Origin of the sequence: Janthinobacterium sp. NFX145 (assembly GCF_049810325.1) — a bacterium.
Lineage (GTDB): Bacteria > Pseudomonadota > Gammaproteobacteria > Burkholderiales > Burkholderiaceae_D > Janthinobacterium > Janthinobacterium rivuli.
In genome coordinates this window covers 2,603,614-2,616,300 of sequence record NZ_CP187360.1, presented here as the reverse complement: position 1 = coordinate 2,616,300, position 12,687 = coordinate 2,603,614, and the positions used below count along the sequence as shown (strand labels likewise).

Genomic DNA, 12,687 nt, shown 5'->3' with positions numbered 1-12,687 from the left:
ATGGCAACGATCAACAAACAGGCCACCTTGAAAGCATTCGAAATCGCCAATAACCTGTCCGAGATTTCCACCTTGCTGCTGGCGTGGAGGATCAAGGGGCGCAGGACACTGAGCCCTCAGCAAAAAGAGGAACTGAAGGAACTCGAAGACCACCTCAATGAACTGGTGGCCAGTTTCCAGGCGCACGGCATCGACATGATCGCAGATGGCGCACAAGAGGCCGCCAGGCAGGCCGACCAGGCAATCGATATCGCCAATGCGGCGCTGGAAAAAATAAAAGACGTCAAGCATGCGATTGACGTCGCCGCCGCTGTCGTCAGTGTTGCAGCGACATTGCTGTCAAAAGACGTGCTGGGTGTGGTGGATGCAACGAAAGACCTTCAGGCGTTGCTCAAGGCCAGGGAGGAATCGAAAAACGACGGCATCAAGGCTCCTGCCCCCGGTGCCCCATCGCATGCTCAGCCATCCTGATCAGCAGCGTTGACTGCGCATCGCTGCGCGCATAGCCCATTGCCCCTTCTTTCGTGGCGATGGCTTTTTGCATCAAGGCTTCAGGGTGCTCCTGCTCGCAGGCAGCGTCAAGCCAGTAACGCGCCCTGGCTTCATCGCTCTCCAGCAGCATGTTCGCGACGATGAACATGGCCGGCGCCACGCCCCGTTGCGCGGCCAGTTCCAGCCAGCGCAGCGCGGCGGCGCCATCCTGCGGGCCGCCCATGCCATTCTTGAACATCAAGCCCAGGTAATACGCAGCCGGACCGCTGCCCTGCCTTGCCGCCTGTTCGAACAGGGCGCGCGCCTGCGGCTGGGACGCTTCTCCCGCACGCATCAGGACCTTGGCCCGGGCCGTGACATCGGGCGCCGCCGCTGCCACGGGCGAGGCCAGCGCGGCGGCCAACAGCAAGTTTGCCAGCATCATTTCGACAGGTCGAGCTGGTACAGCGCAAAACCCTTGCCCGCACCATCGTCAAGCTTCAGCTGCGTGACGTTGTCGATGCCGGCCGCTTTGGCCAGGTCGATCACGTTCGGCGCGGAATGGAAGACCACCGGGCCTTTTGTGGCCACCCTGGCGAAGCGCCAGCTGCGCGCCGAGCCGTTTTTCGCGCGCGTCAGGTTCTTTTCCTTGGTCACGTAGGCGATCAGGAGTTCGCGGTTATTGTCGGGCGAAGCCACCACCGTCTTGCTGCCGTCGAGGCCGGGGAAGTTGCCGCCGCCGCTGGCGCGGTAGTTATTCGTCGCGATCAAAAATTCCTGGCTGGCGTCTACCGGCTTGCCCTTGTACGTCAGGCCCTTGATGCGCTGGCCGGGCTTTTGCGTGACGTCGATCTGGTAGCGCACGTCGGCGCTCGTGATCGCGTCGAAGTTGTAGCTCGGGTGGGCCGTGTTGACCAGTTCCTGCGCTTCCAGCTTGTTCGGGTCGATGGTGTTGAAGCGCTGCGCCGACTGCTCCAGCCAGGCTTTCAAGTCCGCGCCATTCATCTTCACGCCGTACAGCGCGTTCGGATACAAATACAGATCGGCCGCGTTATTGAGCGCGACATTGCCCGCCTTGACATCCGTGTAGTCGGACACGCCGGCCGAGCCGCTCTTGAACGGGGACGACATCGACAGCACGGGCAGACTGGCATATTGCGGCAAATTCGCCTTCACGTAGGCGGCCAGGTAGCCCGCTTGCGCCTGGTTCACCACTTCGATGGCGCTCACATCGCCCACATCGGCGAAGTATGTCGACATGCGGAAGTCCGTGGCGCCGACCGGCGTCTGCACGTAGGCAATCGTCGCCGCGTGTTCCTCGGCCACCAGCTTGGCGATGGCAGGATCGGGCTGGACGTAACTCTTGTCCGCATTCTGGATGCCGCGCGCTTCCACCGTCGTGGCGCCCTTGTCGACGACCCACCGCTTGCCGTCGTGGCGCAGGCGCAAACCGATCACGCCCAGGTGCTTGCCCCACAAATTGGCCATCACGGTCGGCACGCCATTGACCAATCCCTTGGCCTTGTCGACGCCGGGCAAATTAAATTGCGGCACCGTGCTGGTCGCGTTCGGGAACAACTGGTGCGAGTGGCCGATCAGCATGGCGTCCACGCCCGGTACTTGCGACAGGTAGTAATTGCCGTTTTCCATGCTCGGCGAGTACGGGCTGTCATCGAGGCCGCCGTGCGAGATCGCCACCACCAGCTCGGCGCCTTTGGCGCGCATCTCGGGGATGAATTTTTCCGCCGTCTCGCGCACGCCCTGCGTGTAGACGCGGCCTTCCAGCCAGCGCTTGTCCCAGGCCATGATGGTGGGCGGCGCAAAGCTGATGATGCCGACCTTCACGGTGGAGGTGATGGCCTTGCCATCGGGGCCGGTTGCCGTGATCTGCTTGGCTATGATGTGGTACGGCGCGAACAGCGGCTTGCCGCTCTTCACGCTGTAGACGTTGGCCAGCACTTGCGGGAACGCGGGGCCGGCGCACCGTGGCTTGCTGGCGTCGACGCTGTCGACGTCAAACTGGTTGCCCGTCACCTGGCTCAGAAACGCCAGGCCGTAGTTGAATTCGTGGTTGCCGATGCCGCCGCCGTCGACTTTCAGCAAGTTCATCGCCTTGTAGATGGCCAGGGTCTGGTCGCAGGCCAGCGGTTTTACCAATGCCTGGTAGTCGGCCAGCGCCGTGCCCTGGATGGTGTCGCCGTTGTCGAGCAACAGGTTGTTCGGAAAGTCCAAGCGCGCCTGGGCGATCAGGGCCGCCGTGCGTTCCAGGCCGATCGACGGCTCCGCCTGCAGCTTGTAGTAATCATAACTGAGCACATTCGCGTGCAAGTCCGTCGTCTCGAGCAGGGCCAGGGTGGCGCTGCTGCCTGCCTGCGCGGAGGCCAGCGGGTGGACCGGTCCGGTGGCGGCGGGCGGCAAGGCGCCGCAGCCGGCCAGCAGCAGCGGTAACAGGGCAAGACGGGGAGATTGAAGCATGATGTATTCCTATGGAAAGACAATATCGCCAGCATCATACGCAGCACGCCAGCCATCTTCAAGGCAAAAATATTGTCGCAAATACAGCAAAATCGTCATTTTATTGCCCCGTGCGGCATCGATTCGGCGCCGCCGGCATCAGAAACGCGCCGCGCTCGCGTATAATTCAGGGTTTGATTTCACCATAGAAGACCAGAACATTATGGAAGCCGAACGCATCAATATCATCTCCGCCCTGCTGAACGACCTGACGGTCCGCGAAGCCGAACTTCGGAGGTATCTTTGACTTCACTGTCAAGTCGGAGAAACTAGAGCAAGTCAACGAAGAGCTGGAAGACCCCACCGTCTGGAACGATCCCAAGCGCGCCCAGGACCTTGGTAAAGAGAAGAAGGCGCTGGAAGCCATCGTCTTCACCCTGGCCAAGGCCGATGCCGACCTGCGCGACACCCGCGACCTGTTCGACATGGCCCGCGAAGAAGGCGACGACGACACGCTCGAAGCGATCGAGCAGGACGTGCAGGAAATCCGCAAGGTCATCGAAAGCATGGAATTCCGCCGGATGTTCAACAATCCGATGGACCCGAACAACTGCTTCATCGACATCCAGGCCGGCGCCGGCGGTACGGAAGCCCAGGACTGGGCTTCGATGCTGCTGCGCCAGTACCTGCGCTATTGCGAACGCAAGGGCTTCAAGGTCGAAATCCTGGAGCAGTCCGACGGCGAGGTCGCCGGCATCAAGACGGCCACCCTGAAGGTCGAGGGCGATCACGCCTACGGCTTTCTGCGCACGGAAACGGGCGTGCACCGCCTGGTGCGCAAGTCGCCGTTCGACTCGGCCAACGGCCGCCACACCTCGTTTACGTCGCTGTTCGTGTATCCGGAAGTCGACGATTCGATCGAGATCGACGTCAACCCGGCCGATATCCGCGTCGATACCTACCGCGCGTCGGGCGCCGGTGGTCAGCACATCAACAAGACCGACTCCGCCGTCCGCATGACCCATGCGCCGACCGGCATCGTGGTGCAGTGCCAGAACGACCGTTCGCAGCACCGCAACCGCGCCGAAGCGATGGAAATGCTGAAAGCGAAACTGTACGAGCATGAACTGCGCAAGCGCATGAGCGAACAGCAAAAGCTGGAAGACTCGAAGACGGACGTGGGCTGGGGTCACCAGATCCGCTCCTACGTGCTGGACCAGTCCCGCATCAAGGACTTGCGCACCGGTTTCGAGACGGGCAATACCAAGGGCGTGCTCGATGGCGACATCGACGAGTTCATTTCCGCCTCGCTCAAGCAAGGCGTATAAGGATGAACGCATCCGCTCCGGCATTGACGCAGCGCGCCTTCCTGTTCGACATGGATGGCACGATCGTCGACAACATGGCCTTCCACACGACATCGTGGCTGGCGTTCTTTGAACGCCACGGCCATGCGCTGGACGCGGACGTCTTTTTCCGCGACACGGCAGGACGGCAGGGACACGAAATCATCGCCAAGTACCTGGGCGAGGAAGCCGACCACGTCACCCTGCTGGCTGAAAAGGAAGTCGTCTACCGCGAACTGTATGGCCCGCACCTGGCGACAGTCGCCGGTTTCGACCGGCTGATCGCCAGCGCGCGCCAGGCCGGCGTGGGGCTGGTAGTCGGCACGGCCGCACCGGCCGAGAACATCGCGTTCACGCTCGATGGCCTGGACCTGCGCCACCGCTTCGACGCCATCGTCGGCGCCGCCGACGTGGAGCGGGGCAAGCCGCACCCGGACGTTTTCCTGAAAGGCGCGCTGCTGGCAGGCGCGCTGCCGCACAACTGCATCGTCTTTGAAGACGCGCCCCTGGGCGTGGAAGCGGCGCGCCGTGCCGGCATGCGGGTCGTGGTGCTCACCACCACCCTGCCGGCAGAAGCGTTTGCCGCATTCGACAACGTCATTGCCATCGTGCCGGATTTCTCCTCGCTCGACGTCGACGCACTGTTTGCCAGCGTGGCGCCAGCGCTGGCACCACATCATCAATAATCACCAACGAAGAACACCATGACTACGGATATCCAAGAACAAGCCGCCGCACCCGATGAAAACAAGATCATCGCCGAGCGCCGCGTCAAGCTGGCAGCACTGCGCGAACAAGGCGTCGCCTTCCCGAACGATTTCCGCCCCGAGCACAAGGCGGCCGATCTGCACGCGCAATACGGCAGCAAGACGCGCGAAGAGCTGGAAGAAAACCCCGTACACGTGGTGCTGGCCGGCCGCATGATGCTCAAGCGCGAAGCAGGCAAGAAAGCCGCTTTCGCCACCTTGCAAGACGCTTCCGGCCCGAAAGCCGACGGCCGCATCCAGATCTACGCCACGCTTGATCTCACCGGCGAAGCGGCCATGGCCGCCCTGCACCACTATGACCTGGGCGATATCCTGGGCGTGCAAGGCACCTTGTTCAAGACCAAGACGGACGAACTGACCATCAAGGTCACGCAACTGCGTTTGATCACCAAGTCGCTGCGCCCGCTGCCGGACAAATTCCACGGCCTGGCCGACCAGGAAACGAAGTACCGCCAGCGCTACGTCGACCTGATCATGAACGAAGAGACGCGCCGCACCTTCAAGGCGCGTACCGCCGCCATCTCGTCGATCCGCCGCTTCATGGAAAAGAACGAGTTCATGGAAGTGGAAACGCCGATGCTGCACACGATCCCCGGCGGCGCGGCGGCCAAGCCGTTCATCACGCACCACAATGCGCTGGACATGCAGATGTTCCTCCGCATCGCGCCCGAGCTGTACCTGAAGCGCCTGGTCGTGGGCGGCTTCGACCGCGTGTTCGAGATCAACCGCAACTTCCGCAACGAAGGCGTGTCGATCCGCCACAACCCAGAATTCACGATGATGGAATTCTACGCGGCCTACACCGACTACAAATGGCTGATGGATTTCACGGAAGCCGTCATCCGCCAGGCCGCCATCGACGCGCACGGCACCGCCACCCTGACCTACGGCGGCCGCGAACTGGACCTGGCAAAACCGTTCCACCGCCTGACCATCGTTGAAGCGATCAACAAATACGCGCCAGGCTACACGCCGGAGCAGCTGAACGATGCGGAATTCATCAAGGAAGAGCTGAAGAAATTCGGCGTCAAGCCGTTCGCCACGGCCGGCCTGGGCGCGCTGCAACTGGCGCTGTTCGAAGAAACGGCCGAAGCGCAGCTGTGGGAGCCGACCTACATCATCGACTACCCGGTCGAAGTGTCGCCACTGGCGCGCGCTTCCGACACGGTGGCCGGCATCACCGAACGCTTCGAGCTGTTCATGGTGGGCCGCGAGATCGCCAACGGCTTCTCCGAGTTGAACGATGCGGAAGACCAGTCGGCCCGCTTCCTGGCGCAAGTGGCCGCCAAGGACGCCGGCGATGAAGAGGCAATGTTCTACGACGCCGACTACATCCGCGCGCTGGAATACGGCATGCCGCCAGCAGGCGGCTGCGGCATCGGCATCGACCGCCTGATGATGATCATCACGGATTCGCCGAACATCCGCGACGTACTGCTGTTCCCGCATCTGCGCCGCGAAGACTAATCACGGACGCAAGCCGATAAAAAGCCGCCTGATTTTACGATCAGGCGGCTTTTTTATTTGTGCGGTCGGACGTCAGCCGGCCAGGGTCACGCGCTGGTGGCTGCGGCTGGCCTGCTGCGCCGCCAATGCCGTGGCCAGCGCGCGCATGCCGTCGTCGCCCGTGGCGGCCGGCTGTCCTACACCGCGCATGGCGCGCTGGAAGGCGCGCACCGAGCGCACGTACAGGTTTTCATGCTCGACGGGGACGTCGATGCTGCCGGCCTCGCGCGTCAGGCTGATGCTGCCGACGGGGCGCTGCGTCATCACGCCGGTGGCGAAGATGGTGCCTTTGGTGCCGATGATTTCCACGCCGGACAGCGAATACGGCGCGTTGAACGCGTCGTGCACCTGCACCAAGGTGCCGTTATCGAACTCGATGACGGCCATCAGCCCCTCTTCCAGCCCGGCCACCGTCATGCCGCCGCTGGTGGCGCAAGCGGTGACGTGGCGCGGCTCCGCGTCGAGCAGGAAGCGCAAGGTGTCGACGTCGTGCACGAACATGTCGAGCGTGACGCCACCCGACTCCGGCGCGTCCAGGCGCCAGCCGCGCAAGTGCTGCGGCAGGTTGTTCGCGTGCAGCACGCGGCCATACAGGGGCTGGCCGATCTCGCCGGCGCGTATCAGCTCGCGCACCTTGCCGTGGCTGGCCGCGTTGCGCAGGTGGTGGTTAATCCCCAGCACCACGCCCGCTTCGGCACAGCCGTCGACCATGCGGCGGGCGTCGTCCAGGTTCAGCGCCAGCGGCTTTTCGCACAGCACGTGTTTGCCGGCGCGCGCCGCCTGCAAGGTCTGCGCCATGTGCAACTCGTTGGTGGTGCTGATGTACACGGCGTCCGCGCCCGGATGCGCGAGCGCCGCGTCGAGGTCCGTGTAGCTGGCGGCGATGCCGAATTGTTCGGCAAAGGCGGCGCCGCGCGCGGCGTCCCGGCTGACCACGGCCAGCACTTCGGCGTCGCCCTGCTGGCCGATCGCGTCGACCATCCATTCGCGCGCCACGGTGCTGGCGCCGACCAAAATCCATCCGATTTTCTTCATTCGATTCTCCCCTTAAAAAGTGTGGCGCAGGCCCAGGTTCCAGGCCTGGTTGCCAGTGCCGTTGTCGGTGGCGTTGCCCACCACATAGGCGGCGCCATTGCGGTTGTCGATGTGCGCATAGGCCGCATACAAGGTGCTGCGCTTCGACAGCGCGTAGGTGTAGCCGATGCCGATCTGGGAAGCGTCGCCGTTGGCGGCGCGCCGGTCGTCGCGCCGCACATACGAGAACAGGACTCTGTGCGGCCCGACAGGCACGGTGGCGCCCAGCATCAGGTCCGCACTGTCGACCGTGGTGGCGGCGCCAGCCGTGCTCTTGCTGACGGCGACGGCGCCATGCGCCTTGACCACGCCGAAGTCCCAGGTGGCGCCCAGCACCGTGTTGCGCGCCCTGCCCGCCACCAGCGCGGTCGACAGCGTATTGGCATCCTGGTGCGCCATGCGCACATACAGCGGCCCGCTGGCATAGGTGGCCGCCGCGCCCACGTAGCGTTTGGCCGACGCATCGCCCGGCACTTCGCCGAAGCCGTACGCCAGCTCGCCGGAGAGTCCCCCGCGCACGGGCGAGCTGTAGGTGATGCTGTTGTCGACCCGGCTGATGTAGCCGGCCGTGAAGACATTGCTCATCCTGCCCGCAAAACCCAGGTAAAACGGGTCCAGCACACCCAGGCTGCTATCGATGAAGGTGTACTGGCGGCCCAGGCGCAAGGTGCCCGCCGCGCCGGCCAGGCCGACGAAGGCCTGGCGTCCGAACAGCAGGCCGCCCTGGGCCGAAGCGCCCGTGTCGGCCAGGATGCCCGCATCCATCGTAAAGATCGCCGTCATGCCGCCGCCCAGGTCTTCGCTGCCCTTGAAACCGAGCCGCGAGCCGTTGGCGATGCCGCTCGTCACCTTGAGCACCCTGCCCCCTGGGCCACCGTTCTCGGATACCACGCCCAGATCCGCGATGCCATACATGGTCACGTTCGACTGCGCGCTACACAGGCCGCCGCAAGCACCCGCGCCGATGATGATTGCCCTTGCTACCTTGTTCTTCATTTCTTTCCCTGTCTGTCTTTTTATGGATACTGTTCTTAGCCGACCAGGTGGCGCGGACGCTCGCCGCGCAAGCCGGCCAGCAGGTTGTCCACGGCCTGCTGCGCCATGGCGTAGCGCGTTTCGTGCGTGGCCGAGCCGATGTGCGGCAACGCCACCACGTTGGCCATGTGCGGCAGCGGATTGTCCGGCGCCAGCGGTTCACGCTCGAACACGTCGAGACCGGCGCCGTGGATGGTGCCCTGCTGCAGCGCCTCGATCAGCGCCGCCTCGTCGACGATGCGCCCGCGCGAGCCGTTGATGAAGATGGCGCCGGGGCGCATCAGCGCGAATTCGCGCCGCCCCATCATGCGTTCCGTCTGCGCCGTCAGCGGCAGCACCACGCAGACGAAATCGGAGCCGGTCAGCAAGTCGTCGAGCGCCACCTGGCGCGCGCCCAGCGCCGCCTCCACCTCGGGCACCGCTTCGCCGTTCACGTACAGCACCTGCATGCCGAAGCCCAGCGCGGCGCGGCGGGCGACGGCGCGGCCGATGCGGCCCATGCCCAGCATGCCGATGGTCTTGCCGTGCACGTTGACGCCGTACTGGCTTTCGCCCACGCTGCGCGTCCAGCGTCCGGCCTTGACGAATTCGGCTAGTTCGACGACCCTGCGCGCGCTGGCGAGGATCAGCGCGAAGATCGTGTCGGCCGTCGTTTCCGTCAGCACGTCCGGCGTATTGGCCAGCAGGATGCCCCGTTCGCGCAGGTAATCGACGTCGAACTGGTCGACGCCCACCGAAATGGTGGAAATGATGTGCAGGTTGGCGGCCGGGTCCAGCAGTTCGCGGTCCAGGCGCACGCTGGCGCCCAGCAGACCGTGCGCGCCGCGGATGGCGGCGGCGAATGCGGCGCGATTGCCCGCATCGATCGCTTCGAAGTACGTGACCTCGCATTCGGCGCGCAGGCGCGCCAGCAGCGGCTCGGCCAGTTTTTTATAGACAACCACATGTTTTTTCACGAGTTTTCCCCTGTTCGGTTCGAGATTAGCCCAGCGCGTCGAGCTGGGCGCGGGTCGGCAAGCCTTCCATGTCGCCGGCCACCTGGATGGCGAAGGCGCCGACCCGGTTGCCGCGCCCTACCGCCTGCGCCAGCGGCAAGCCTTCCAGCAAGGCGCTGACCAGGCCAGCCGCGAAGCCGTCGCCGGCGCCCACCGTGTCGACCACGTTGGCCACGCGCTCGCCCGCCACCATGCCGCTGTCGCCCTCGGCCGTGCGGTAATAGGCGCCCTCGGCACCCAGCTTGATGACCACCAGCCGCGCGCCCTGCCGCAGATAAAAGCCGGCGACGTCGTGCGGCAAGTCGTGGCCAGTGAGGATTTTCCCCTCCCCCAGGCCGGGCAGCACCCAGTCCGCCTTGGCGGCGAGGCGGTTGATCTGTTCGACCATGACGGCTTGCGACGGCCACAGCGACGGCCGCAGGTTCGGGTCGAACGACACGCTGCGGCCATTCGCGCGCATGAAGTCGAGCGCCTGGCCGGCGAACGCCAGGCTGGTCTCGGACAGCGCCGCGGCCACGCCCGTGGCGTGCAAATGGCGCGCTGACAGGAAATAGGCGGGGTCGAAATGCTCGGGCGCCAGCCGGCTGGCGGCGGAACCCTTGCGGAAGTATTCGACCAGCGGATCGGCGCCGTTCTCGGCCTTTTCCTTGAGCAGGAAGCCGCTGGACTGGCCGGCGACGGCAACGACCCGGCTGCAATCGACACCTTCGGCCTGCACGCTGGCGCGGATGAAGCGGCCGAACGAGTCGTCGCCCACCCGGCTCAGCCAGCCGACTTTCAAGCCCAGGCGCGCCAGGCCGATGGCGACATTCGTCTCGGCGCCGGCCAGGCGGCGCGTAAAGTGCGCCACGGCCGCCAGGTCTCCCGTTTGCTCGGCAACGAACATCGCCATCGCTTCGCCGTAGGTGACGACATCAAGCTTCATCATGCGGCCTCCAGAATTTGAATGTAGCGGCCCGTTTCGGCCACCAGGTCGGCGCCCTCGAGCGGGAACTCGATGGCCCGCTGCACGCCCGGCGTAAAGTGCGCGAAGACGGCGCGCCAGGCGGGATCGGCCTCGGAAACGGCGCAGGCGGACAGCCGGCCCCCGTCGTCGAGAACGGCCTTGCAATGCACGTAGCGCACGTACGGCGCCAGCAGGCGCGCCGCCTGCTGCGCATCCTCATCCACCCAGCGCCAGTTGCCGATGTCGAAGGTCAGCCCCACCGGCAGCCCGATGTCGCGCGCCGCCGCCAGGAAGCGCGCCATCGTCGCGAGCTTGCCGCCATGGGCCGTCTGGTCGTTTTCCACCAGCAGCGCCACGGGCGCGGCCTCCAGCAGCGCCTTCAGGGCCGGCAAGTCCGGCGCGGCCGGGTAATGGCCCAGCGACACCTTCAGGTAGCGCGCGCCCAGGCGCGCCGCCTCATCCAGCATCTGCCGCAGCAACTCGTGCTGCAGCAATCCGTCCGCGTCCCACAATTCGATGGGCGTGGAATACACGCAGTACAGGCCGCGCGCGGCCACCGCCGCGCCCATGCGCGCCAGATCCGGCAAGTCGGAGGTAAACAGCTCGCGGCGGATCTCGATGCCGGCACCGCCCGCATCGGCCACCACATCGATGAAATGGCTTTGCCCCAGCTGCCTTACCCTGCTTGCGCCATAGGCCGACGCCGCCACCAGGACGGGGCTCACTTGATCGCTCCCGCGCCGACGAACTGGCGCGCTTCGGGCGTTTGCGGGTTGCTGAAAAAGGCTTCCGACGGCCCGCTCTCCCACACCAATCCCTGGTGCATGAAGACGGTGACGTCGGCCATGCGCCGCGCGAACTCCATCTCGTGCGTCACCAGGAGCATCGTCATGCCCGCCTGCGCCAGCTCCTCCATCACCTTCAGCACTTCCTGCGTCAGTTCCGGGTCGAGCGCCGACGTCACTTCGTCGAACAGCATCACTTGCGGCTCCATCGCCAGCGAACGGGCGATCGCCACGCGCTGCTGCTGGCCGCCCGACAGCTGCTCGGGATAGGCTTCGCGCTTGTGGTCCAGGCCCACCTGCTTGAGCACGCGCAGCGCCGTGGCGCGGCCCTGCGCGTCGGGCACCTTCTTGACGATGCGCGGCGCCAGCATGACGTTTTCTTCCACGGTCAGGTGGGGGAACAGGTTATAGCTCTGGAAGACCATGCCGACGTCCTTGCGCAAGTCGAGCAGGCGTTCCTGGCGCGCCGTCAGCGTGTGGCCGGCCACGACGATGCTGCCGCTGTCGATGGTTTCCAGGCCGTTGATACAGCGCAGCATGGTGCTTTTTCCCGAGCCGCTGCGGCCGATCACGGCGATCACCTGGCCCCGTTCGACGGCGAACGACACGCCCTTGAGCACGTGATTGGCGCCGAAGCTCTTGCTGATATTGTCGATGTCAACGATGGGCATGGAATTTCCTTTCCAGTGAATGGCTGTAGCGCGACAGCGGATAGCACATCGCGAAGTAGATCAGGGCGACGATGGGGAAGACGATGAACGGCAGGAAGGTCGCATTGCTGACCAGTTGCCCTGCCCGCGTCAGTTCCACCACGCCGATGATCGAGGTGATCGACGTGTTCTTGATGATCTGCACCATGAAGCCCACGGTCGGCGGCAGCGAATGGCGCAGCGCCTGCGGCAGGATGACGTAGCGCAGCTGCTGGTAGCGGTTCAGCGCCAGCGCGGCCGACGCTTCCCACTGCTGCCGCTGCACGCCTTCGATGCAGCCGCGCCAGATCTCGCCCAGGTAGGCGCTGGCAAAGATCGTCATCGCCGCGCCGGCCGCGATGAGCGGCGACAGCTTGTAGCCGAACAGCGCCAGCCCGTAATAAGTCAGAAACAGCACGATCAGCACGGGCGTGCCCTGGACCAGCTGGATGTACAGGGCGCTGATGAAACGCAGGACCGGGCTGCGCGCCGTGCGCAGCAGCGCCACCGCGAAGCCGGCGATGCCGCCCGTGACGAAGACGATCAGCGACAGGCCGATGGTCCAGCGCGTGGCCTCGAGCAGGAATTGCAGGTTATCCCAGGAAAAGTCACTGATCAT

General features: G+C 64.8%; 14 protein-coding genes. 5 read left to right on the top strand and 9 right to left on the bottom strand.

Annotated elements, in window-relative coordinates; genetic code table 11:
- Entirely contained in the window at positions 1-471 is a 471-nt protein-coding gene (locus ACPJXG_RS11680; RefSeq protein ID WP_219312716.1) for a hypothetical protein, read from the top strand.
- Here the strand turns inward: ACPJXG_RS11680 and ACPJXG_RS11675 are convergent.
- A complete protein-coding gene (locus ACPJXG_RS11675; protein ID WP_425254346.1) occupies positions 425-916 on the bottom strand; it encodes a tetratricopeptide repeat protein in 492 nt (163 codons plus the stop codon). The genes ACPJXG_RS11680 and ACPJXG_RS11675 overlap by 47 nt on opposite strands.
- Positions 913-2,946: a bifunctional 2',3'-cyclic-nucleotide 2'-phosphodiesterase/3'-nucleotidase gene (locus ACPJXG_RS11670; RefSeq protein ID WP_425254345.1), complete on the bottom strand. Its 2,034-nt coding sequence runs from the start codon at positions 2,944-2,946 to the stop codon at positions 913-915. Before ACPJXG_RS11670 ends, ACPJXG_RS11675 begins: the two co-directional genes overlap by 4 nt.
- On the opposite strand from ACPJXG_RS11670, the gene ACPJXG_RS11665 reads away from it, so the two are divergent.
- The 4 genes from ACPJXG_RS11665 (at position 2,945) to lysS (ending at position 6,505) form a co-directional block, all read left to right on the top strand.
- Positions 2,945-3,232, top strand: a complete 288-nt coding sequence (locus ACPJXG_RS11665) for a hypothetical protein (protein WP_176390249.1) — start codon at positions 2,945-2,947, stop codon at positions 3,230-3,232. The genes ACPJXG_RS11670 and ACPJXG_RS11665 overlap by 2 nt on opposite strands.
- A protein-coding gene (prfB, locus tag ACPJXG_RS11660) for a peptide chain release factor 2 (protein ID WP_138829122.1) occupies positions 3,149-4,253 on the top strand; the annotation gives its coding sequence in 2 pieces (ribosomal slippage) (positions 3,149-3,229 and positions 3,231-4,253; 1,104 coding nt in all). The genes ACPJXG_RS11665 and prfB overlap by 84 nt, the downstream gene beginning before the upstream one ends.
- 2 nt (positions 4,254-4,255) lie before the next feature.
- Positions 4,256-4,957, top strand: coding sequence for an HAD family hydrolase (locus tag ACPJXG_RS11655; protein WP_425254344.1), 702 nt, complete (start codon positions 4,256-4,258; stop codon positions 4,955-4,957).
- 18 nt (positions 4,958-4,975) lie between these two features.
- Positions 4,976-6,505, top strand: a complete 1,530-nt coding sequence (gene lysS, locus ACPJXG_RS11650; RefSeq protein ID WP_425254343.1) for a lysine--tRNA ligase — start codon at positions 4,976-4,978, stop codon at positions 6,503-6,505.
- Between the two features lie 72 nt (positions 6,506-6,577).
- Here lysS and ACPJXG_RS11645 read toward each other — a convergent pair whose 3' ends face one another.
- Genes ACPJXG_RS11645 through ACPJXG_RS11615 form a run of 7 tightly spaced genes read right to left on the bottom strand, consistent with a single transcriptional unit; the run spans position 6,578 to position 12,687 of the window.
- Entirely contained in the window at positions 6,578-7,579 is a 1,002-nt protein-coding gene (locus ACPJXG_RS11645) for a Gfo/Idh/MocA family protein (RefSeq protein ID WP_425254342.1), read from the bottom strand.
- A 12-nt stretch (positions 7,580-7,591) separates the two neighbouring features.
- Positions 7,592-8,614, bottom strand: a complete 1,023-nt coding sequence (locus ACPJXG_RS11640) for a porin (protein WP_425254341.1) — start codon at positions 8,612-8,614, stop codon at positions 7,592-7,594.
- 35 nt (positions 8,615-8,649) lie between these two features.
- Positions 8,650-9,609 (bottom strand): 2-hydroxyacid dehydrogenase, encoded by a 960-nt coding sequence (locus ACPJXG_RS11635; RefSeq protein WP_425254340.1) that lies wholly within the window; start codon positions 9,607-9,609, stop codon positions 8,650-8,652.
- Between the two features lie 25 nt (positions 9,610-9,634).
- A complete protein-coding gene (locus ACPJXG_RS11630; protein WP_425254339.1) occupies positions 9,635-10,576 on the bottom strand; it encodes a sugar kinase in 942 nt (313 codons plus the stop codon).
- Positions 10,573-11,319 carry a sugar phosphate isomerase/epimerase family protein gene (locus tag ACPJXG_RS11625; protein WP_425254338.1) on the bottom strand — a complete coding sequence of 249 codons (747 nt, stop codon included), beginning with the start codon at positions 11,317-11,319 and terminating at the stop codon, positions 10,573-10,575. The genes ACPJXG_RS11630 and ACPJXG_RS11625 overlap by 4 nt, the downstream gene beginning before the upstream one ends.
- Complete coding sequence (locus ACPJXG_RS11620) at positions 11,316-12,050, bottom strand: amino acid ABC transporter ATP-binding protein (RefSeq protein ID WP_099403130.1); 735 nt, start codon at positions 12,048-12,050, stop codon at positions 11,316-11,318. Before ACPJXG_RS11620 ends, ACPJXG_RS11625 begins: the two co-directional genes overlap by 4 nt.
- Positions 12,037-12,687, bottom strand: coding sequence for an amino acid ABC transporter permease (locus ACPJXG_RS11615; RefSeq protein ID WP_425254337.1), 651 nt, complete (start codon positions 12,685-12,687; stop codon positions 12,037-12,039). The genes ACPJXG_RS11620 and ACPJXG_RS11615 overlap by 14 nt, the downstream gene beginning before the upstream one ends.

What these genes read in the sequence shown, in the direction of transcription:
- ACPJXG_RS11670 (WP_425254345.1), bottom strand. Translation starts at nt 2,946, where the DNA reads ATGCTTCAATCTCCCCGTCTTGCCCTGTTACCGCTGCTGCTGGCCGGC.
- ACPJXG_RS11680 (WP_219312716.1), top strand. Translation starts at nt 1, where the DNA reads ATGGCAACGATCAACAAACAGGCCACCTTGAAAGCATTCGAAATCGCC.
- ACPJXG_RS11630 (WP_425254339.1), bottom strand. Translation starts at nt 10,576, where the DNA reads ATGATGAAGCTTGATGTCGTCACCTACGGCGAAGCGATGGCGATGTTC.
- ACPJXG_RS11640 (WP_425254341.1), bottom strand. Translation starts at nt 8,614, where the DNA reads ATGAAGAACAAGGTAGCAAGGGCAATCATCATCGGCGCGGGTGCTTGC.
- ACPJXG_RS11620 (WP_099403130.1), bottom strand. Translation starts at nt 12,050, where the DNA reads ATGCCCATCGTTGACATCGACAATATCAGCAAGAGCTTCGGCGCCAAT.
- ACPJXG_RS11665 (WP_176390249.1), top strand. Translation starts at nt 2,945, where the DNA reads ATGATGTATTCCTATGGAAAGACAATATCGCCAGCATCATACGCAGCA.
- lysS (WP_425254343.1), top strand. Translation starts at nt 4,976, where the DNA reads ATGACTACGGATATCCAAGAACAAGCCGCCGCACCCGATGAAAACAAG.
- ACPJXG_RS11675 (WP_425254346.1), bottom strand. Translation starts at nt 916, where the DNA reads ATGATGCTGGCAAACTTGCTGTTGGCCGCCGCGCTGGCCTCGCCCGTG.
- ACPJXG_RS11645 (WP_425254342.1), bottom strand. Translation starts at nt 7,579, where the DNA reads ATGAAGAAAATCGGATGGATTTTGGTCGGCGCCAGCACCGTGGCGCGC.
- ACPJXG_RS11655 (WP_425254344.1), top strand. Translation starts at nt 4,256, where the DNA reads ATGAACGCATCCGCTCCGGCATTGACGCAGCGCGCCTTCCTGTTCGAC.
- ACPJXG_RS11615 (WP_425254337.1), bottom strand. Translation starts at nt 12,687, where the DNA reads ATGATCAGTGACTTTTCCTGGGATAACCTGCAATTCCTGCTCGAGGCC.